At 35.6% G+C, this 22,762-nt stretch carries 16 protein-coding genes and 1 pseudogene; 11 read left to right on the top strand and 6 right to left on the bottom strand.

What is annotated here, in order from left to right:
* Positions 1 to 522 (top strand): annotated as a pseudogene (locus tag G3A47_RS14590) (glucosamine-6-phosphate deaminase); the annotation flags it as partial.
* 140 nt (positions 523 to 662) lie between these two features.
* Here the strand turns inward: G3A47_RS14590 and G3A47_RS14585 are convergent.
* Positions 663 to 1,583, bottom strand: a complete 921-nt coding sequence (locus tag G3A47_RS14585) for a hypothetical protein (protein WP_166923570.1) — start codon at positions 1,581 to 1,583, stop codon at positions 663 to 665.
* A 120-nt stretch (positions 1,584 to 1,703) separates the two neighbouring features.
* On the opposite strand from G3A47_RS14585, the gene G3A47_RS14580 reads away from it, so the two are divergent.
* Both G3A47_RS14580 and G3A47_RS14575 read left to right on the top strand, forming a co-directional pair.
* Positions 1,704 to 2,477 (top strand): TlpA family protein disulfide reductase, encoded by a 774-nt coding sequence (locus G3A47_RS14580; protein WP_166923568.1) that lies wholly within the window; start codon positions 1,704 to 1,706, stop codon positions 2,475 to 2,477.
* A 349-nt stretch (positions 2,478 to 2,826) separates the two neighbouring features.
* Positions 2,827 to 4,446, top strand: a complete 1,620-nt coding sequence (locus G3A47_RS14575) for an ABC-F family ATP-binding cassette domain-containing protein (protein WP_166923567.1) — start codon at positions 2,827 to 2,829, stop codon at positions 4,444 to 4,446.
* 89 nt (positions 4,447 to 4,535) lie between these two features.
* Here the strand turns inward: G3A47_RS14575 and G3A47_RS14570 are convergent, their stop codons facing one another.
* Entirely contained in the window at positions 4,536 to 4,709 is a 174-nt protein-coding gene (locus G3A47_RS14570) for a hypothetical protein (protein WP_166923565.1), read from the bottom strand.
* 255 nt (positions 4,710 to 4,964) lie between these two features.
* Between G3A47_RS14570 and G3A47_RS14565 the strand changes: the two genes are divergently transcribed.
* Both G3A47_RS14565 and G3A47_RS14560 read left to right on the top strand, forming a co-directional pair.
* Positions 4,965 to 6,170, top strand: coding sequence for a DUF418 domain-containing protein (locus G3A47_RS14565; protein WP_166923564.1), 1,206 nt, complete (start codon positions 4,965 to 4,967; stop codon positions 6,168 to 6,170).
* A gap of 637 nt (positions 6,171 to 6,807) precedes the next feature.
* Positions 6,808 to 9,552 carry a fibronectin type III domain-containing protein gene (locus tag G3A47_RS14560; protein WP_166923562.1) on the top strand — a complete coding sequence of 915 codons (2,745 nt, stop codon included), beginning with the start codon at positions 6,808 to 6,810 and terminating at the stop codon, positions 9,550 to 9,552.
* Positions 9,553 to 9,719: 167 nt separating this feature from the next.
* On the opposite strand, the gene G3A47_RS14555 is transcribed toward G3A47_RS14560, so the two are convergent.
* Positions 9,720 to 10,430 (bottom strand): hypothetical protein, encoded by a 711-nt coding sequence (locus G3A47_RS14555; RefSeq protein ID WP_166923560.1) that lies wholly within the window; start codon positions 10,428 to 10,430, stop codon positions 9,720 to 9,722.
* Positions 10,431 to 10,724: 294 nt separating this feature from the next.
* Between G3A47_RS14555 and pyrR the strand changes: the two genes are divergently transcribed.
* The 6 genes from pyrR to G3A47_RS14525 all read left to right on the top strand — a co-directional run bounded on the left by pyrR (position 10,725) and on the right by G3A47_RS14525 (position 15,353).
* Complete coding sequence (gene pyrR / locus G3A47_RS14550; protein ID WP_166923559.1) at positions 10,725 to 11,264, top strand: bifunctional pyr operon transcriptional regulator/uracil phosphoribosyltransferase PyrR; 540 nt, start codon at positions 10,725 to 10,727, stop codon at positions 11,262 to 11,264.
* Positions 11,265 to 11,314: 50 nt separating this feature from the next.
* Positions 11,315 to 12,241, top strand: a complete 927-nt coding sequence (locus G3A47_RS14545) for an aspartate carbamoyltransferase catalytic subunit (protein WP_166923557.1) — start codon at positions 11,315 to 11,317, stop codon at positions 12,239 to 12,241.
* A 280-nt stretch (positions 12,242 to 12,521) separates the two neighbouring features.
* Entirely contained in the window at positions 12,522 to 12,854 is a 333-nt protein-coding gene (locus tag G3A47_RS14540) for a ribonuclease Z (RefSeq protein ID WP_166923556.1), read from the top strand.
* A gap of 178 nt (positions 12,855 to 13,032) precedes the next feature.
* On the top strand, positions 13,033 to 13,938 hold the full coding sequence (locus tag G3A47_RS14535) for a ribonuclease Z (protein WP_166923554.1): 906 nt from the start codon (positions 13,033 to 13,035) through the stop codon (positions 13,936 to 13,938).
* A gap of 93 nt (positions 13,939 to 14,031) precedes the next feature.
* Positions 14,032 to 14,676, top strand: a complete 645-nt coding sequence (pdxH, locus tag G3A47_RS14530; protein ID WP_166923553.1) for a pyridoxamine 5'-phosphate oxidase — start codon at positions 14,032 to 14,034, stop codon at positions 14,674 to 14,676.
* Between the two features lie 170 nt (positions 14,677 to 14,846).
* Entirely contained in the window at positions 14,847 to 15,353 is a 507-nt protein-coding gene (locus tag G3A47_RS14525; protein WP_166923551.1) for a CAP domain-containing protein, read from the top strand.
* Between the two features lie 525 nt (positions 15,354 to 15,878).
* Here the strand turns inward: G3A47_RS14525 and G3A47_RS14520 are convergent.
* The 3 genes from G3A47_RS14520 to G3A47_RS24740 all read right to left on the bottom strand — a co-directional run bounded on the left by G3A47_RS14520 (position 15,879) and on the right by G3A47_RS24740 (position 21,630).
* Positions 15,879 to 17,804, bottom strand: coding sequence for an OmpA family protein (locus tag G3A47_RS14520; protein WP_166923550.1), 1,926 nt, complete (start codon positions 17,802 to 17,804; stop codon positions 15,879 to 15,881).
* Positions 17,805 to 17,815: 11 nt separating this feature from the next.
* On the bottom strand, positions 17,816 to 18,733 hold the full coding sequence (locus G3A47_RS14515; protein ID WP_166923548.1) for a PorP/SprF family type IX secretion system membrane protein: 918 nt from the start codon (positions 18,731 to 18,733) through the stop codon (positions 17,816 to 17,818).
* A 77-nt stretch (positions 18,734 to 18,810) separates the two neighbouring features.
* Entirely contained in the window at positions 18,811 to 21,630 is a 2,820-nt protein-coding gene (locus tag G3A47_RS24740) for a T9SS type B sorting domain-containing protein (RefSeq protein WP_458294225.1), read from the bottom strand.
* Positions 21,631 to 22,762 lie beyond the last annotated feature (1,132 nt).

The raw sequence follows: 22,762 nt of genomic DNA, 5'->3' as shown, positions 1-22,762 counted from the left end.
AGATACATCGGATTAAAAGATGAAAACACCCATTTCTTAGACCTGCCATTTTACGAAACAGGACAAGTTAAGAAAAACCCGTTAGGTCCCGAAGACATTGCGATTGTAAAAGATATCATTGCTAAAATAAAGCCACATCAGGTTTTTGCAGCAGGAGATCTGGCAGATCCACACGGAACACATGAGGTTTGTCTAAATGCTATTTTCGCAGCAATGGCCGCTTTGAAACCGCAACCTTATATGGATGATTGCTGGTTGTGGCTGTACAGAGGCGCATGGCACGAATGGGATATTCACGAAATAGACATGGCCGTGCCATTAAGTCCATCAGAAGTATTGTTAAAACGTCATGCTATTTTATACCATCAATCTCAGAAAGACAGAGTAATGTTCCAAGGAAATGATTCGAGAGAGTTCTGGGTTAGAGCAGAGGACCGAAATAAAAATACAGCCATTTTATACGATGAATTAGGTTTGGCTGAATATGAGGCAATCGAAGCCTTCAAACGTTTTGATTATTAGCGTTGTTTTTTTACGATTCGGGTTAGAGCGAATCAAATGACAGAATCCGGATTGATTTCAATGTAGAGTGAGTTTTCATTGAAAATCATTCCGGGTTTTGTTTCTTTTTACAATGTAAACAGAAGTTCACGGAAATAGTTTTATTTTTTTAGATTCTTTTTAATCCACTTATCCACAGGGATTTTTTTTTCAACATATTCTACATAGTCCTTTGTGTGAGAGGAATCCAGATAAATGGCGTAGAACTTTTTTCCATCTGCACTGACTTTAAAATTTTTAAAATCATCATAGTTTTCATTAGAAGCTTTTAAATAAAAATCACATAATTCAAATGTTCTGATGTTATAAAAAGGATCAAACTCGGTCGGTTTTCCAACAATTTCAAAATAGACTATTTTATCCTCGCAGTCAGTACCATTAATTTGAATGATTTGTTTTTTTCTTTTTTCGAAAAAATCAAGAATCTGTTTTTCTTTTTCATTGTATTCAAACTGATACGGGATAAATTGATGTTTTTCTGTTTCAAAATCTTTACGATGATTTCGTTTTTCGGTTGGTTGTATTTCAATTCCATTTTTACCAACATAACCCCAGGTTCCGCCAATTAATAAGGGATGTTCGGGATCTTTTGAATAATCAAAACGGCAGCCATTACAAAATTCGGCAAAACCAAAATTTATTTGTGAAATCCAATCGTATTGCGCAGGAATAATTTTTTTTCCCTGATCGCTGTATAAACCACTTTTTTTATTCTCGGTATACCGAATAAAACCTTCATTAATAACATCCGGACCTTCAGAAGTCAAATAAACATCGAATAAATAATCTCCTTTTCTATTGTAATATTTATGAAAATCTATAGTGAAAATGGCTGTTTTTATTTCATACCCATCAGAATAAGAATCTGCATAAAGTGATGGGCGTAAAGGAATAATAATTTTACCAACTTGATTTTTTACCCCCAGTAAACTATCCTTTTCAACATAATATAAAAGTTTTTCAGTTTGCGCAAAACTAAACAAGCCGGTTATAATTAGAAGTGAAGTAAATATTTTTTTCATTCAAAAAAGACTTTTAAAATAGAAAGCGAAAGTAATACCAGGATCTATTGTATTCAAAAGTACTTAAAATTCTAAAGACTTTATTAGTACTTTTGAATTCGATTTATTTTATACAATTTCATGAAAAGACTAATAAGCGTTGTCGTTGTAATTTTTATTTTTATTTCTGGTTCAGCGCAGGAAAAATATGGAAATCCCGAAGTAGACCCGATACAAATTCAAAGTAAATTTTCGGATTGGTGGGCGTATCAGAATAAAAAAATAATGCTATCCAGAGATTTTACGGCGCTTGATTCTTTTTCTAATCAAATCACAAAAGAAGCTTTTCTGGAAGAACTTACAAAAGGGAATTTTATTCCAATTCGTTTGCTTTCAGAAGGAGATATTTACAATTATAAATTGTTTAAAATTGAACCTGATTCTGATACCAGTATTAAAGCCACAATTGCTCAGGAAGCTTTTGATGCGGAGAAGAATTTCAAAATGGAAGGAACCGTTTTTCCTAAGTTTTCTTTTAAAGATTTAAATGGAAATCTAGTGTCAAATGAGACGATGAAAGGCAAAATAATTGTCATTAAATGTTGGTACATTCATTGTGCTGCCTGTATCAAAGAATTTCCGCATGTTAACGAATTGGTTTCAAAATATAAAAACCGTAAAGACATCCTTTTTGTGAGTCTGGCAGAAGACAATCCACAACAATTAAAAACATTTTTAGCGAAAAGACCTTTGTCCTATTCCGTGATTCCGAATTTGAAAGGATATATGAATGAGACACTGCAGTTGAATGCCTTTCCAACACATTTTATCCTCGATAAAGAAGGGGTGATCAAAAAAGTAGTATCTAATTTTGAAAGTTTAGAAGTTGCTTTGGCTAAAGAAAGTAAACTGTAGTTTTTTTTGAACCATATAAGTTTTTTAGTAAATATAAGTTTAGCTTAAAAACGCAAAGAATTAGAAATAAAACTTTGCGATTCTGCGCCTTTGCGTGAAAATTTTGTCGCGAGGAGTTCGTACGGGTGTTGTTTTTGCTCGCGAGGACGCAAAGTCGCAAAGTTTTTTAAGAGGGTTTTACGACTTCAATTAGTTTGGACCTCCTATGTGAGAGATAAAATTAAGCTATACGACCAGCTTAAAATGTACTCATATCACTTATACGGTTTAAAAATATAGGCGTATAAGTTTCTTTGCAGCTCTGAACCTTTTTCCTTACTTTTGCACCAAATTAATTAAAAAGACATTCATGTTAACAGTCAATAATTTATCAGTTCAGTTTGGCAAACGAATTTTGTTTGACGAAGTAAATACTACTTTCACGCACGGAAATATTTACGGCGTTATTGGAGCCAATGGTGCTGGGAAATCTACTTTTCTTAAAATCATTTCAGGTGATATCGATCCAACTTCAGGCCATATTCATTTAGAGCCGGGAAAACGTATGTCGGTTTTAAATCAGAACCACAACATGTTCGACGAGCATACCGTTTTAGAAACCGTTTTGATGGGAAATAAAGTATTGTATGCTGTTAAGAAAGAAATGGATGAACTTTATTTAGACTACAACGATAAAAACGCTGATAGAATAGGGGAACTTCAGGTTCAGTTTGAAGAAATGAACGGTTGGAATGCCGATTCTGATGCTGCGTCGATGTTGTCTAACTTAGGAATCAACGAAGAACATCACTATACTTTGATGTCTGATATGGAGGGAAAAATGAAAGTACGTGTGCTTTTGGCACAAGCGCTTTTCGGTAATCCTGATGTATTGATTATGGATGAGCCTACCAACGATTTGGACTTTGAAACAATCGCCTGGTTAGAAAACTTTTTGGCGAACTATGAAAATACAGTAATTGTAGTATCTCACGACCGTCACTTTTTAGATGCGGTTTGTACTCATATTTCTGATATTGATTTTGGAAAAATAAACCATTATTCAGGTAACTATACCTTCTGGTACGAGTCTAGCCAATTGGCTGCGAAACAACGTGCACAGCAAAACAAAAAAGCAGAAGAAAAGAAACAGGAATTAGAAGAATTTATTCGTCGTTTTAGCGCCAACGTAGCAAAATCTAAACAAGCTACTTCTCGTAAAAAAATGATCAGTAAATTGAATATTTCAGAAATCAAACCTTCCAGCCGTCGTTATCCTGCTATTATATTTGATCAGGATCGTGAAGCAGGAGATCAGATCTTGAATGTTGAAAATTTAAGCGCTTCTGTAGATGGAGAGCTGTTGTTTAAAGATGTTGATCTGAACATGGCGAAAGGCGATAAAATCGTTCTTTTCTCTAAAGATTCGCGTGCAACTACTGCTTTTTACGAAATTTTAAACAACCAACAAAAAGCAGATTCAGGAACTTTTGACTGGGGAATTACAACCAACCAAGCTTACTTACCGGCAGAGAATCACTCGTTTTTTGAAAATGATTTGAGTTTGGTAGACTGGTTACGCCAATACGCCAAAACAGAGGAAGAGCGTGATGAGGTATTTATTAGAGGGTTTTTAGGGAAAATGATTTTTTCAGGAGAAGAAGCTTTAAAAACAAGCCGTGTTTTATCAGGAGGAGAAAAAGTACGTTGTATGTTGTCGAGAATGATGATGGAACGCGCTAATATTCTGATGTTGGACGAACCAACAAATCACTTGGATTTGGAGTCTATTACCGCTTTTAATAACTCATTAAAAAACTTTAAAGGTTCTGTGATTTTTACAACACATGACCACGAGTTTGCACAAACTGTTGGTAACAGAGTAGTAGAACTTACACCAAATGGTGTTATTGATCGCTACATGACTTTTGATGAGTATCTTGATGATGAGAAAATTCAGGAACAAAGAAAAAAGATGTACAATCTGTAATTAAAATTAGAGGTAGTCTTGAAAAAAGAATAACTCTTTAGTATAAAAAGAAAAAACCTGTTCAATGACTGAACAGGTTTTTTTTATGCTTATTTTCTGCCAAGAAATTTACTGATTAAAAAAACAATTAGGGCAATGATAAAGATAACAAGGAAAATACCAAAACCCATTCCTGCTTTAAAAATATCTCCAATAACTTCACAGCTTGTAAGTGTTACCGGTATAACGAATAACAGTAACAATTTTAGTGTTTTATTTTGCATGATTTTATGATTTTAATGCTATAAAAAAAGCAGTTATTATACTATTGTGAAGTTACTGGCTACCATGGGATTAGGTGTTATATAATTTGCTGAAATTGTTTTATTATTTAATTTCTATTATTTGTAAAACTAAATTGAGAATAATTAAAAATTAGACCTTTAAACGCTTGATAATTGAGGATTTAGATTGTATATTTTTGATAAAATACAATTATTTTTGAGAGATATACATTAATCAAAAACCTTATAAATCCTATGTCAGAAAACGCTTTTAGTTTAAAATCACCTCGTATAGAAGTGATTGATGCCTTACGTGGTTTAGCCATCATGGCTATTATGTTACTTCACAATTTAGAACACTTTGATTTTTATCATTTACCCGAGTATTTACCTGAACCGATAAAAGTATTAGATAAGATTATCTGGGATACTTTGTTCTTTCTTTTTGCAGGAAAATCGTATGCCATTTTCTCCCTTTTGTTCGGATTTAGTTTTTTTATTCAGAGAGACAATCAGCTTAAAAAAGGAAATGATTTTAGAGCTAGATTTGTTTGGAGACTTGCCATATTGTTCGTTTTTGGACTTGTAAATACAATCTTTTTTTCGGGAGATATATTAATGATGTATGCTGTTCTGGGATTGATTCTGATTCCGGTTTGCAATCTAAAAACGAAGTATGTGTTGCTAATAGCCACTTTTTTACTGACATTGCCTTTAGAATGGTTTAACTTTTTTAATATTCTTTTTAACCCGAACTATATTCTTCCTGCTAATATGTCAAATGCTTATTATGGTGATATGTATACTTATTTAAGAGAAGGCTCTTTTGCGGATCACGCAGTAGGGAATGTAACAATAGGAAGATGGGCTTCGGTCTTCTGGTCCTGGGAAAATGGAAGATTCTTTCAGGCACCGGCTCTGTTTATGTTTGGGATGGTAGTAGGAAGAAAACAACTTTTTGCAGCTACACCGGAGAATAATGCATTTTGGAAAAAAGCCTTGGTGTATGCTTCATTGTTATTTATTCCTCTTTTTGCATTCAAAACCTTTTTACCGGATTTAATTGTTAATAAAGATTTAGTAAACAGTTTGTTGATCATTTTTACTTCGTGGTCAAATGTTAGTTTTATGGTTGTTTTGGTGAGCTCATTTGTATTGTTGTATCAAAAAGAAGCGGTGAATAAGATTCTTATAAAATTGATTCCTTTTGGGAAAATGAGTTTGACAAGTTACTTTTCACAATCTATTATGGGGTCTCTTATTTACTATCGTTTCGGATTAGGGCTTTATCAATATACAGGGGCAACATTTGGTTTGTTAATCGGTATCGCTTTATTTCTGTTGCAGTTAGGATTTTGTACCTGGTGGCTCAAGACGCACAAGCAAGGACCATTAGAGGCACTTTGGCATAAATTAACCTGGATTTCTTTTGCAAAAGAAGAAAAGACCGTCGCTGTATAAATTATTTGTTTGAAAGTTGAAATACGGATAAGCAGATTTTCTAAGAGGAAAGCGCAGATAAAATTACTTTTTATCTGCGCTTTTGCTTTATGGAAACTATCGCGCCGGTGTTTCTTTATGTTACTCAAGTCGCTACTTGTAAAATGTAAAATGTAAAATGTAAAATGTAGATTGTGAAATGTGAAATGTGAGATGTGAGATGTGAGATGTGAGATGTGAGATGTGAGTCTGAAAAATTATCCGTTTTTTATAACAACTTAATTTCAATGAATAGAATGCCTGCGAAAGTAAAAAACAATGCGGATTTGTATTTCATTGCTTTAATATCTTACTTAGGAATCGAACATGCAGTCACGTTTGTTTAATGTACTTCTGCAATTCCTATAAACTCTATTACCTTCTGTCTTTATTTTGTAAAACAAAGCTATAAGATAAAACATGTCAAATTTCACAATCTACATTTTACATCTCACAAGTATCAACCTGAATTATGCTATGATATTCCTGACTTATAGTATTAACTTTACAATCTTTACAATAAGGAAAGGTAAAAATAAAAGTAGGGTAATGTTGTCTTAAACTTATTTGTATTTGGAGCGAATACTTTTGTGTCGTTTAAACAACACAAACCAAACTTATGAAAAAACTTTATTTTTTACTACTATTTTTAGGGATAGGTTTAGCTTCACGGGCACAAACACTATTCCCTTATTTGCAAAATGCAACACCAACCTCTATTTATGTGAACTGGAAAACAAGCAGCAATCCGGAATCTATTGTAGAATACGGAACAGCAGCATCCAGTCTTAATGTTACGGTTACCGGTAATACCAATGTCTTTACAGATTCAGGTTATCCGGGAAATTATTTTTACCACAGTGTAAAACTGACGAATCTTTCGCCTAACACTAAATATTATTACAGAATAAAAACCGGAGCCGACGTGTCTTCGGTTTATTCTTTTAAAACCCTGCCTAATCCGGGACAAGCGGCAACTAAAGATGGGCATATTCGCTTTTTGATTATGGGAGATAACCAATTGAAAGCAGTACCGCGTTATGATTCTTTAGTATCGGCAGCCAAAAGAAAAATTAGGCAAAAATGGGGAGCTGCTTTATCTCCGGATGACAATATCGCCATGACTTTTATGGTAGGCGATCAGGTTGACGTAGGTACCTTAGACCACTATGAGAATGTTCATTTTAAAAAGAACAGAGGTTTGTCAGGGAATGTGCCTATCCAAACGACCGTAGGAAACCACGAGACCTATGGAACGCTTGGAATGAATTCGTATTACGATCATTTTTACATCAGTGAGCTTTCTTATAAAGGAATTTCATCAGGAACAGAGAATTATTATGCACAACAAGCAGGAAATGTATTGTTTATTAGTTTAAGTTCCGAACATACCGGAGCGGCCCAATTAACGTGGTTGCAACAAGTTCTTGCCGCAGCAAATAACGATAACACAGTAGAGTGGATCTTTTCGTTAAGCCACAGACCATATCAGGCAGAGCAGTATGTGGGTGATATTTCGACATGGGTTCGTAATACTGCGGTTCCTTTGTTGGTGACTTCTCCTAAATATGCAATGCATATCGGGGCGCATCATCATCTTTACCATAGAGGGCAGTTAAAAAACACACCTACTTATAATATTATTTCGGGAGGTACGGCCTGGGATCAATATTGGGGGTCATCTACTGAGCAGGATTTTGATGATGTGCAAAAAACAATATGCAATTGGATTTATCAAATTGTAGATATCGATGTGGTAAACAAAAAAATGGATATTGAAAGTTATTCCATCGGAAGCGTTGATAAATGGAAGAACAACCAACTAATGGATGAATTTCACCGATATAAAAACAAAGTTGCTCCGGCAAAACCATCTATCACCAATACGTTTTCCGGAAATGTCACATTGCCTGTAACGGTTACGGGATCGGCATATAGTACTACAACAAATGAGTTGTTGAATACCAGTCAGTTTTTGATTTCACAAACACCGACATTTGACATCGTTAAAAAAGAAGTGTACCGCGATTTCGAAAATTTATATGGAAAATATGGTACTCAAAAAGATTCTACTGTTAATATAAATCTGGGAGTGGATATTACCAAAATGAATTTGGCTGCTAACTCGTTACCAAACGGGAAGTATTATGTGAAATTAAGATACAGAGACCGTAATCTCGAATGGTCACCGTGGAGTGATGTACAGACATTTACTGTGACAGGTAGTACAACGGTAAATACAGAGATCATTACCGATGCTTTGACGTATGCACAAAACGCACCTATTAAAGTTAATTTTACAGACGCTCCGGCCAGTACATCAACTTGGGTAGGATTGTACAAAGAAGGGCAGACACCGGGAGCATCATCACCATCTCAGACTTGGCAATATACAGATGGAAACCCAAGTGGGTTCATAAATTTTCCAAAAGGACTAGCAAATAAAGGACGTTATTATGCTGTTATATTTTCAAACGGAGGATACACAGAAATTGCCCCTAGAAAATATTTTTATGTTGGACCGGTTCCGGTACTGACTACTGATAAAACAGAGTATTCCGTTGGAGCTCCCGTAGTAGTAAATTATAGTAACGGGCCGGAACTAGCAAAAGACTGGATTGGAATATACAAGATGGGAGTTAATCCGGGGTCAGGAGTTGCTTCTTCAAGTTGGCAGTATGTTACAACGGCTACGGGAACTAAGTCGTTCACGAATTTGCCGAAAGGATATTATTATGCCGAGTATTATTTGCAAGATAGTTTTAATGCGATTGGCAATAAAGTATACTTTAAAATTGGAGCTGTTGTTACTGAGTTATGGATCAATAAACCGGTGTATGAGCTTGGTGAACAAATCACCGCTTCATGGACAGATGCTCCGGGAATAGTAAAAGACTGGTTAGGAATTTATCATGATGGCGATAATCCAAACAGTAAACCATTGGTGAGTTATACTTATTTTGAGGGGCTTTCTGAGGGAACTAAAAACATTGTAGCTCCTGAATTGCCGACAGAAAAAGGAAAATATTTTCTGGTAATGTTTACCAATGATTCTTATAACGAAGTGTCAAACAGAGTCTCTTTTGAAGTACTGGGGCACTCTTTGGGAAATGACAAATTTAAAATTGATAATGGTTTAAAAGTGTACCCAAATCCTATGGGGAGTAATAAAGAAACTTTTATCCAATCGGAATACCCTATTGACGAAATAGAAATCTATAACATGGAAGGAAAGTTATTGTATGCTACAAAAAATGTAAACAACAATCAGTTTTCTTTAATCAATCAGGATTTACCAAAAGGAGTTTATATTCTAAAGATCCATTCGCGCAAATTGTTTACAGCGAAGTTGGTTGTAGAATAAGTAGATTTTAGATAAAGATTTTAAGTTGAGAAGCCTCTGTAATTGCAGGGGCTTTGCTCTGTAAAGAGTTCTAATGAAAAGCTGCACAAATGCCGGGACATTTATATAACTTTTCATTAAGACACTTCGTTGAGGAGGACTTAGTATTGTTTGTTGTCTTGCTAATTTTAGCAAGTTGTAGGCGTATAAAACACAATGTATTTTTCAATCACCTTATTGGTTTTACTATTCTTAGCTTTAATTTTGTAAACGTATTTGGTTAGAAAAAAGTTAAAGAGTGATTCGTCAACCGATTCAAAATCCTTGAGCTCATTGGACCATTCAGGTCCGCAATGTTTTTCTACGACAAGTTTTAATTCTTCAATAGTAAAGTTTATTGGATAATCATTCTTTTCTTCAATAGTTTCAAATTTTAAATTTTCTTTGTCAATTTTAAGCTTGCTCCAGTTTGAAGTATAACTTTTCCAGTCGTCTAAAACGCAAAATGAACTTTCCACATCTTGTTTTGTATTTACTCCTATTTTTATTTCATATTGTCCATATAATTCTATTTCATCAAATGCAGTTTCTTTAATTTTAAATGATTTTTCAACCATATAACCTGGATAAAGATCAAAGAAAACAGTATCTTGTTTAGTTTCATATATCCTGTCATTAAAATATTTATCCCTCCAACTCATATCATTATCCTGTACCGAAATAGTTAAATCAGGGAATTTTATTTGAATATAGTCATTTGAATTATTTGCAATTTCTTTTTTTGTTGATGCTAAGTTTTCTTTCTTTTCGATGGAAACTTTTTTATTATTTGATTTTGTTGTTTTCTCACAAGAAAATAACAGGAGACATAGTATTACTATTTTGAGCGTAATTTTCATATTGAATATAAGGTTGAGGTATGAATTACTTATAAGGAATAAAACTAAGTATAAAAATGGAAAGAATTTATCAAATTTAAAATTTCCAAGAAAAAAAATATACGCAAAGTTAACAGACATTTGCCGGCGACTTTGATGGAACACTATATAAGAATGTAGTATTTTGGCTTAGTATAGAAAGATGAAGATGCAATTTAAATACAATTGCAAATCATAATTTTATTTTTCAAATAATCCAAACAACAGTTTAATAAAATTATTGTACTTTTGCCCAACCAAACATTACACTTTACTATGAGCCAAAAAGTATTACTTAATTCAAAAGAAGTTACTATCATACTCCATCGTTTGGCTTGTCAGTTGATTGAAAAACACTTAGACTTTTCGGATACTATTTTGGTAGGGATTCAACCAAGAGGTGTTTTCCTGGCAGAACGTCTGAAACAAATACTAGAAAACGAATATAAAACACCCGAAATTCCTTTGGGGTATTTAGATATCACTTTCTTTAGAGACGATTTCCGCAGAACTGATAAACCGCTTGAAGCCAATAAAACACAAATTAATTTTATAGTCGAAAACAAGAAAGTCATTTTTATAGATGATGTTTTGTTTACCGGACGCAGTATACGTGCGGCTTTAACTGCGATTCAGTCTTTTGGAAGACCATCGGAAATTGAGTTGTTAGTGTTGATCGACAGGCGTTTTAGTCGAAATTTACCTATTCAACCCGATTATCGAGGTCGTCAGGTAGACGCTATTAATGATGAAAAAGTAAAAGTAAGCTGGAAAGAAAATGAGGGAGAAGATGTTGTTCATTTAATAACGAGCTAGTTTATTCTTCATTATAAAAAGTACAATTAAAAAAATATAATCGAAACAAAATGAAAGAATTAAGCGTAAATCATTTATTAGGAATTAAATACATCAATGAGAATGATATTAACCTAATTTTTGAAACTGCCGATCATTTTAAAGAAGTCATCAACAGGCCAATTAAAAAAGTTCCTTCGTTACGAGATATTACCATTGCCAACATCTTTTTTGAAAACAGTACCAGAACCAAGCTTTCTTTTGAGTTGGCTCAAAAACGATTATCAGCCGATGTAATTAGTTTTTCTGCAGCCCAGTCTTCTGTAAAAAAAGGAGAAACACTGATTGATACTGTAAATAATATCCTTTCGATGAAAGTAGATATGGTAGTAATGCGCCACTCCAATCCCGGAGCGGCTTATTTTTTATCTAAAAACGTCAAAGCAAGTATTGTAAATGCCGGAGACGGAGCACACGAACACCCAACGCAGGCTTTATTGGACAGCTACTCCATCAGAGAAAAATTGGGAGATGTTGCCGGAAAAAAAGTAGTTATTGTCGGTGATGTATTGCACTCACGAGTGGCATTATCTAACATATATGCTTTGCAGATGCAAGGTGCTGAGGTAAAAGTTTGCGGACCAAAAACACTTATTCCAAGATATATTGAATCGCTTGGTGTAACCGTCGAACCCAATTTGAGAAAAGCATTAGAATGGTGTGATGTTGCCAATATGTTGCGTGTACAAAACGAACGTATGGATGTCAATTTTTTCCCTTCGACAAGAGAATATGCACAACAATACGGAGTGGATAAACCTTTGTTGGATTCGCTAAGTAAAGAAATTGTCATTATGCACCCGGGTCCGATAAATAGGGGAGTGGAGATAACAAGTGAAGTGGCAGATTCCAACCAATCTGTAATTTTAAATCAGGTGGAGAATGGTGTTGCAATCAGAATGGCGGTAATCTATCTTTTGGCATCTAAGATTCAATAGTTAGATTAAACAAATGTGATATTGATCATAGCCGAATTGCTATATTGAGCGAAGCCGAAATATCAAGCTGAGCAAAGTCAAAGTTGTCAAATTGTACAAAGTCAAAACTGTCAAACTTAGCAAAGTTAAAGCTGTCATATTGAGAGAAGCTGAATTGTCAAACTGAGCGAAGCCGAAGTTGTCATATTTGAGTGTAGCCGAAATAACATAACTAAAAAAAACTTTGTACCTTAGCTCTCAAAATTAGTATTGTATCATATAAGCCTTTATAAATTTTAAAATGAAAGTAGATCAAAAAGGACATACCGTTACGATTAAAGACACTCAGGGAGATTTTAATTCTTTCCTGGAAAAAGTAACGCAACAATTTAAAACCTTTGAAAAACAAAATATTATAATTGATCTGACATCAGATACTACATTATCTGAAAAAGACCTAAAGCTATTTTTACCACTTTCCAAGCAACAAAAAAAAGCTAAAAAATCATTTGTAATTGTAGTTTCTGATCTTGACTTTAATGCGATTTCTGATAAGTTAATTGTCGTTCCTTCTCTTTTGGAAGCCCACGATATTATCGAAATGGAAGAAATAGAAAGAGACTTAGGGTTTTAAATTTTAGATTGCAGATTTTAGATTTAATTAGGATAAATTTTAAATTTGAGAACTGTTTAATCTATAGTGATATTTTCGAAATAAAACCGGACTTGAGATTTTAGATTTAATTTTGAATGAGTTTATGTGAGCGTATTGCATTAATCTAAAATCTGCAATCTACAATCTAAAATCAAGAATGAAATTAACGATACTAGGCTGTTATGCAGCTACTCCAAGAACAATTACGAACCCTACTTCGCAGGTTTTAGAAATTAAAAACAGAATGTTTTTAATTGATTGTGGAGAAGGAACTCAGGTTCAACTGCGCAAGAATAAAATCAAATTCTCAAAAATTAACCACATCTTTATTTCGCATTTACATGGCGATCACTTTTTTGGATTAATTGGTACTATTTCTACTTTTGCGCTTTTAGGGCGTACAACCGATTTGCATATTTACGGACCAAAAGGGATCAAAGAAATTATCACTTTACAACTAAGGCTTTCGAATTCATGGACAACGTATGAATTGTTTTTTCATGAATTAGAGTCAAAAGAAAGCGAAGTTATTTTTGAAGATCAAAAGGTGATCGTAAAAACGATTCCGTTAAAACACAGAGTGTATACCAACGGATTTTTATTTCAGGAAAAACCAGGAGACAGAAAACTAAATGTCGATGCGGTTCAAAACTATAATATTGATACTTGTTACTATCAGAAAATAAAAGGTGGCGGAAATGTCACTTTAGATGATGGGACTGTTATAGAGAACGAAAAACTGTCGTTTGATCCGATTCCGTCAATGAGTTATGCGTTCTGTTCGGACACTGGGTATCATGAAGCGGTGATTCCGTTAATAGAAAATGTTGATGTTTTGTATCATGAATCTACTTTTTTGGATTCAGAAGAAGGCTTAGCGCAAAAAACACTTCATTCTACCGCAAAAGAAGCGGCAACAATTGCCCTGAAAGCCAATGTTAAACAGTTGGTCTTAGGGCACTATTCTACGCGTTATGGCGATATAACTGTTTTTAAAGAAGAAGCAGAAACCATATTTCCGAATGTATTGCTAGCAGATGACGGCAGAAGTTTTGAGTTTTAACTTGAAGAGTCTAAGCTGCTGAGGTGCTAAGATTCTAAGATTAAAAAATCTACAATCTACAATCTACAATCTAAAATCTAAAATTTTTTAAATATGAATGATTTAAGTAATTATAGAAAATCTTACGAAAAAAGCGAATTGCTTGAAAGTAGTATACCCGAAGATCCGATTAATCTTTTTAACCGATGGTTTCATGAAGTGGAAGATTTTGGAGCCAGTGGGGAGGTTAATGCTATGACTGTTTCTACAATTGGTTTAGATGGCTTTCCGAAATCGAGAGTTGTTTTATTAAAGAAATTTTCTGAGGAAGGCTTTATTTTTTATACCAATTACAATTCCGAAAAAGGGAAGGCTATTGCTGCGAATCCGAATGTTTGTTTGTCTTTTTTCTGGCAAGAGATGGAGCGACAGGTGATCATAAAAGGAATTGCCCAAAAAACATCTGAAAGCATTTCTGATAACTATTTTGATTCCCGACCGGACGGAAGTAAGTTAGGTGCGATTGTTTCGAACCAAAGCGAAGTAATTCCATCCAGAATATTTTTGGAAGAAAATCTAAAAAAACTGGAGGAAGAATTTGAAGGAAAACCAATTCCAAGACCTAAAAATTGGGGAGGATTTTTAGTGACTCCATTAGAAGTAGAATTTTGGCAAGGAAGACCAAACAGATTACACGACAGGATTCGATACAAAAGCCAGTCGGATTTTTCTTGGAAAATAGAAAGGCTTTCTTCTTAGTGTAAGAAAATTACATAAAATAAATAATACTACGTGTATTTCATCGATTATTTTTGCGTTTTAGCGGTATTTTGAATAAGTTTACTCTGTAAAGTGATAACTATATTATTAAAATAATTTTAAAGGATTTGCCCCAACATCTACTTTAAAACGCTAAAATGCTGATGACTATGAAAAAGATTATGCGCGGCATGATGTTCGTTGTGATACTGATCACAATGAGCTCATGTTCTGCTGACACCGCTGAAGGGAATGGAGATAGTTCTGCTACGGATGAGGCTCTTAGTACGATCCACACTTATAGTAATTCTGAATTAGAATTAATGCAAGTCATAAACAATTACCGTGTAAGTGTTGGTTTAAATGCATTAGAAAAAGTAAATTATATTTCTAATAAATGTGAAGATCATAATAAATATATGATTGCAAACAATGTGGCTGATCATAATGATTTTGTTTCAAGGTCGGAAAGTATTATAAAAGTACTGGCAGCGAAAAATGTGGGAGAGAATGTGGCTCGTAACTACAGATCTTCTGAGGCTGTTCTCAAAGCCTGGTTGGATAGTCCGGGACACAAAAAAAATATAGAAGGAAATTATACCCACTTTGGGATTTCTGTTGAGACAGATCCTGTAACAGGATATAAATATTATACCAATATATTCGCGAGAATATAAAACGTAATGAGTTAGTTTAGTTAGTCGTTGTAGCTTTAAGGGTTGCAGCGACTTTTTTTGTTTGGGATTGCAAAGAGGATTGTTTTGCGCAATCTTGTCATTCCGAAGAATGAGGAATCACACTAGTAGCTCGACAAAGCTTAGCAACATGCTGCAGGGATTCTCGAATGCGATTCCTCCTTTTTTTGCGCAATCTTGTCATTCCGAAGAATGAGGAATCACACTAGTAGCTCGACAAAGATTAGCAACATGCTGCATGGATTCTCGAATACGATTTCTCCTTCGTTGGAATTGGCAATATTATGTAAATAGGTGTTCGTATTTAAAATATATTAATTTCTACTTCAATTAAATCTGACAGGTTTTTAAAACCTGTCAGATTTGTGGTTTAGGGTTGTCAGGAACGACATCAAACGTTGTGTTTATCATAGAAATCGGAATGACAAGATTGCGAATTTTTAAATAAAAAAAGCTGTCCACAATAGACAGCTTTTAAGAGTATGATCATCTTATTGTAATTTCAAATTACAAAGCCGTAATAATAAACTCACTTCGTCTGTTCTCTTGGTGCTCTGCTTCTGTACAAGGTACCCCATCCGCGCATTTGTTTACGAGTTCCGTTTCTCCGTATCCTCGGCCTGTTAGTCTATTTGCTGCAATACCATTTTGAATTAACCATCCAATAGTAGATTTCGCTCTGTGCTCCGATAAAACCTCATTGTATTTAAAGGTCGCACGGCTATCAGTATGCGAACGTATGTCAAGTTTCATCGTTGGATTATCATTTAATACGGCAAGTATTTTTTCAAGATCCAAAGCAGCCTCCGGTCGGATATTTGATTTATCTAAGTCAAAATAGATCATTTTTATACCAAAACATTTTCCTAAATCATCCCCCACGGTAACTTTACAGGTCGATTTGTCAAGGGCAATAGATAAGGTTGTTTTTCCGGTTGTTTTTTCAATAGTGACGCTAAGTTCTCTGGTAGTATAATCGGTTTTTTCGGCTCTTACATTATAGGTTTTACCACATTCGACAGGAAAACTATAGTATCCGGTAGCATCGGCGATTGCAGTACCCTCTACATCCATCTGATTGTTAAACAAAGTCACTTTTGCTCCCGGTAAAACAGCTCCGGTTTCGGCATCGGTGATGAGTCCGCTAAGCTCTTGTATACATTTTAGTCTTTTGGTTTCCAGAAATTTATAGATATCATCAGAACCTTGTCCTCCGTCTTTGTTCGAACTAAAGTACCCTTTTCTTGTGACAGGGTCAATGCTATAAGCAAAGTCATCTTTTGGAGAATTAATATCATTACCTAGGTTTTGAATGTTACGGATACTGCCGTCCTGTGCGATTTCACCAACAAAAACATCCAAACCACCAAGTCCGGGATGTCCGTCAGAGGCAAAGTAAATTTCATTTTCATTGGTGATATAAGGAAATGTCTCTTTTCCTTCGGTATTAATACTTTTTCCTAAATTTTCCGGTTTTCCGAAATCGCCATTACTGTTTATCGCTACTTTAAAAATATCAGATTGCCCTAATGTTCCGGGCATATCAGAGGCAAAATATAATGTTTTTTCATCGGGACTAAGTGCAGGATGAGCTGTACTGTAATGGTCACTGTCAAAAGACAATGGCGTTACATTGTCCCATTTGCCATTTTCAAGTGTGGCTTTGTATATTTTTACTAAAGTAATTTTGTTAGCATCTGTTCCTTTTTTTCCTGTTAGATAATTGTTTCTTGTAAAATAGATCGTTTTACCATCTTTTGTAAAGACCGGTGAAGATTCGTGAAATTTTGTATTTAAGGCATTTTTTATTTTCGATACTTTAACAGAATCAACATCCGCCATATAGATGTTTGTAAAATACTCGTTGGTCCATTTGTGTTTGCGTTGCGAAAAATTTCCGGTGTCTCTTGCCGAAGCGAAATATACTTTGTTATTGTGTACAAAAGTTCCATAATCGGAGTACTTGGAGTTAATACCGGCATTTTCAATGGTATAACGCCCGGAATTTGCTTTTATCTGGTCGAGATAGTTTATATCATTGGTATAAAGTTTACCTCTGCTGTCGTTTTTGAATTTGGAGTCAAATTCATCTAAAATTTTATTTGCTTTATCCAGCTGCCCGGTTGATTTTAAAGACTGGGCATATCTGTAATAATACTCCGCTTCAAGATTGGTATTCATGGCAAATAATTCACCATACCATTTTGCAGCACCTTCAAAAGCAGAATTAAAATAATAGGAGTTTCCAAGTTTTTTGAACATATCTTCAGACTTGTATCCTTTTTCGGCCACACGTTCATAAACCTTTATCGCATCGATATAAGCATATTGATCGTATTTTTTATCGCCGGAATTTACTTTCGATTGTTGCGCATAACTGTCAAATGAAAAGACAATACTAATTGTCAGACAAAGTAGGATATAATTTTTCATGATTGTCATTTTTAGAAGAAACGAGGAGTTGTCATTTTGCCTTTATTGGAGAAGAATTCATATCGTAAGAATATCTCATGCGATCCCGAATTGTAATTGTTTAATTTGGTGGTTTCCCGATCGTAACCATATCCAATGTACAAACCGTCTGTGACCTGAAATCCGACTATGGCGCTTAAAGAAGCACTCCATCGGTAAGCGACACCGGCCACAAATTTATCGTTGAACATAAAATTGGCCGAAACATCTACCTGTAAAGGGGCCCCCTGTACCATTTTAACAAGTGCAGCCGGTTTAAATTTAATGTATTGATACCGATCTAAATTAAAAACATAACCGGTCATAAAGTAATAGTTGATTTTATCTTTATAAATGGCAATATCATTATCATCATATCGATTGGTTTCAATAAAATTAGGAACCGATAAACCGACGTAAGCTCTGTCGGAATGCCAGTAGACCCCGGCACCGATATTAGGAGAGAATTTGCTGCTGAAATCCTGAAACTGCGGATCACCCTGATCCGCAGGATTTAGTTTATTGATGTCTAAATTGAATAAATTAGCAGTTCCCTTGATCCCAAACGAAATTTTGGACTCGGCTGAAACCTGAACACTATAGGAGAGATCTGCAGAGAGAGAATTTTCATTAGTAGGACCAATTTTGTCGTTGACAAACGAAAATCCAACCCCCAGATTACTGTTGTTTATAGGTGTGTTAACCGAAAGAGCACTGGTTTCAGGAGCGCCATCCAATCCAACCCATTGTGTACGATATAAACCGAAAATACTTAATACTCCTCGGGATCCCGCATAAGCCGGATTGATATTTATGGTGTTATACATGTATTGGGTATACTGCGCATCTTGTTGTGCATAACCGGCAATTACAGTAAACATTATGACGAAGGAAATTAATTTTGTTCTCATAGTAGATATTTATTATTTCAATTATTACTAATGATTTTTTTATCAATGTTTGTAATTCAAACCCGGTGAGTCTGTTTTTATCTTGATAAATACAGATAACCACTTTCTTTATGATTTTGAACTACATTATTTCCATCTAAAGATTTATAAGTGATGATGTAGAAATAAGTACCTGTTGGTAAACCATCAGATTGCTTAATAGTTGTTCTTCCTCTGGAAGTTCCGTCGAATGCATTGGTTGCATTATTGTAATTAGAGGTGTCAAATACTAATACTCCCCAACGATTGTATATTTCTACTGTATTTTCAGGATAACAGCTTGTCTGATCAATATTGTCAATTTGGAAATAATCATTTCTTCCATCGCCATTAGGAGAGAAGGCATTGTGTATCACCACATTTTGACAGGCCAATACACTACAATCATCGTTTATTTCCATCGTTAATACAATACTTCTCGGACAGGTTTCATCAGCAATTGCATATTCAAATGTATAACTGCCTACTGCCAATCCAAACGAATTAAGGATGTTACCCTGCAAAGCGTTACTGTTACCGGTATCGATCCAGGTTCCGGTTAGTGGCGTGTTTTCAGGTAGTAATGTATTTAAGTTAATTGGAGTAGAGTCTGATTTACAAGCTTTACCGGTTATACTAGTCACATCTTTTGGAAGCACTGTTATAGTAACAGTTGCTGTATCACATATATCAGGAATTGCTTTGATACAAATCTGATAGTTATAAGTATAGGTTCCCGCAGGAGTTAAACTTGATACTGTTACATTACCGGAAGCGTCAATTGTTATATTTGGATCCGTTTTTGCATTGTTGTTATTACCAGTGTCGCTTAACAATGTAAAGTTAACTAATTCTACTGTAGCTTTTACCTGACCAATTAAATCATTATCAAGAACATTACCCACTAATCCGAAAGTGTTGCAGCCAATATTAGAATATGTATCATCAGTGGCTATTATAGCCGGCGGAGCAACTATAGTTAGGGTCACAGTAGCTGTATCACAGTTATTGCTATTGTCAGCCTCACAGATTTGATAGACTAATGTTAAGGTACCAATAGGCGCATTTGGAAGTATGTTAATAGAACCATCTGAGTTTAATTGTAAGAACGCATTTGGCGTTACGGTTGTAATAGTAACATCTGATGGTTGTACAACCACTCCTTCGATCGTATCATTTGGCAATACATTCAGCACATTTGGAGTGATTTGATTTACACTTGGAAACGGACCGGCAGTATCATCATTGGCCACAATATCTCTAAGCATTTTGCAATTAACACCAAAATCAGCATCTAAATGAATCAAATCTTGTGGTGTTATGGTCACAATATAACTGCTTGGACTTGTTGTCTGACAAGCGTTATGTAATTGCGCCTGACTTAATTTTGAAGTAACTTTTTTATCTGCTGACGGAATAACTTTTACCAAACCGGTTGCTCCTAATGCTGTCGCAACCGCATCCAGATTAGCATCTCTTACCAGTTTAATCGTATAATCTCCATTAGGGTTTGCTGTTTCAGGTCGGTCTCTCCAATAACCTGATATACCTACAATTATTTCTTTATGATAACCGTTAGGGCCATCAATAATAACATTAGGGGTTAGTGCATTACCAAAGCCGCCTTCGTTTAGTTCTCCTACGTTTTGAGGGCCGGCAAAACTGCCATCCCCATTAAAGTCAATCCATTCCCATTTGCTGTAATCGATTGCTCCATTTCCATCAGGAATGTTTTTGGTTACAATTCCGTCGTTATTAGCATCATACCATTCGTCCTGAATGCCGTTGCCGTTGGTATCGTACCAAACATAGTCTCCCAAAACAGGTAACGTTGATGATCCGTATTCGAAATTATGTACTTGGAATTTACATTCTTCAAGAGTGGTATAGAACAAACTTGAATCTATAGGATACAACTGTTGTACGCTACCTAAATTGGCATCCTGAACCTGAACCAGATAACTTCCAACAGGCACGCCTGTGAAGTTGTAGATACCATCGGCACCGGTGATGCGCAATAAAATAGGACCCGTTGTGGTACCTTGTGGAATTAATGTCACCGGTACATTGGCAATAGGCGTATTGGTATCAACGTTAATAATTTGTCCGGATATTTTTACTTTGTAGTCCGGTTGTGTTATGACAACGGTAGCAGTAGCCGTACAAGTCTGATTTTCATTGTTTACAGGCGAAGTAGCTGTCAAAGTATAGGTACCGGCCGGTAAGTTTGTATTTCCAACAATTTCATTGTTTTGATTTCTAATGACAACTGTAGCACCAGGGCTGCTGGTTATCGCAATAGCACCATCGGCAGCACCAAGACAAGTGGCGTTTGTAGCTATTCCGCTTACAGACACTTTATTTTCGACAGTAAAGGTTTGTACCAATTCTGTTTTATTACCTGCGCAATCTGTAAGGGTATAAGTTCTTGTTAGAATATAGGCGCTTCCCTCACAACCACTTCCTCCATTATGGGTGTCCGTAATGGTGATTGTGACGTTTGAATCACAATTGTCAGAAACATTCGTAACATCCTGTGGATTACCAGTTGGAATACTAACAATACTTTCTAATCCGGTAACATCAGCAGGAACAGTTCCCGTAGGCGCTGTGGTATCTCTCACGGTTATAATTTGTACATAAGAGGTAGTGTTGCCGGAGCAATCCGTTGCGGTCCAGGTGCGAGTTAAAGTATAATTTGAATTACATTGATTTTGAATATCACTTTTTGTTTCAGAGAAAACAACCGGTAAATCTAAAGTACAATCATCTGACACTACTAGTTGAGCAGGGGCTGGAACGGCATCACAAGAGACAGTGGCATCTTTAGGAAGATCTCCGGCAAATACCGGTTTACTGGTATCTTCGATAGTGATCACTTGAGTGAAAGTTTCAGAAGCATTACCACAATCATCGGTAACAGTCCAGGTATTGGTTATAGTTCCTGCATTGGCGCAACCCTCAGAGGCTACAAAAGTACCGCTGGTTTTCACAATATTCGAAACATCACCATCACAAGAATCCGTCGCAACAGGGAATTGTGCTTGCGCCGTAGCCAAAGCTTGTGTATCGCTACATTGAACAGTTGTATTTAATGTTCCGGCTTGAGTGGTCCAGGTTGGAGCTGAAGTATCTTCGATAGTAATTATTTGTGTGAAAGTCTCAGAGGCATTACCACAATCATCGGTAACAGTCCAGGTATTGGTGTACGTTCCTGCATTGGCACAACCCTCAGAGGCTACAAAAGCACCGCTTACTTTTACAATGTTGGTAACATCAGTATCGCAGGCATCGGCAGCAACAGGGAATTGTGCTTGCGCTGTAGCCAAAGCTTGAGTATCGCTACACTGAACAGTTACGTTTAATGTTCCTGTTTGTGTTGTCCAGGTTGGAGCTGTAGTGTCTTCGATAGTAATTATTTGTGTGAAAGTATCAGAAGCATTACCACAATCATCGGTAACAGTCCAGGTATTGGTGTAAGTTCCAGAATTAGAACAACCCTCGGAAGCCACAAAAGCACCGCTCACTTTTACAATGTTGGTAACATCAGTATCACAGGCATCAGCAGCAACTGGGAATTGTGCCTGAGCAGTAGCCAAAGCTTGTGCATCACTACATTGAACGGTAGTATTTAATGTTTCGGCCTGAGTGGTCCAGGTTGGAGCAGTAGTGTCTTCGATGGTAATTATTTGTGTGAAAGTATCAGAAGCATTACCACAATCATCGGTAACAGTCCAGGTATTGGTATACGTTCCGGCATTACTACAACCCTCAGAGGCTACAAAAGCACCGCTCACTTTTACAATGTTGGTAACATCAGTATCACAGGCATCAGTTGCAACGGGGAATTGTGCTTGAGCAGTAGCTAAAGCTTGAGTATCGCTACATTGAACGGTAGTATTTAATGTTCCGGCTTGAGTGGTCCAAGTTGGAGCCGTGGTATCTTCGATAGTAATTACTTGTGTAAAAGTCTCAGAAACATTACCACAATCATCGGTAACAGTCCAAGTA

This window comes from Flavobacterium poyangense (genome assembly GCF_011751075.1).
Lineage (GTDB): Bacteria > Bacteroidota > Bacteroidia > Flavobacteriales > Flavobacteriaceae > Flavobacterium > Flavobacterium poyangense.
The sequence above is the reverse complement of the archived record's forward strand: the minus strand, read 5'-3'. Positions and strand labels throughout refer to the sequence as shown.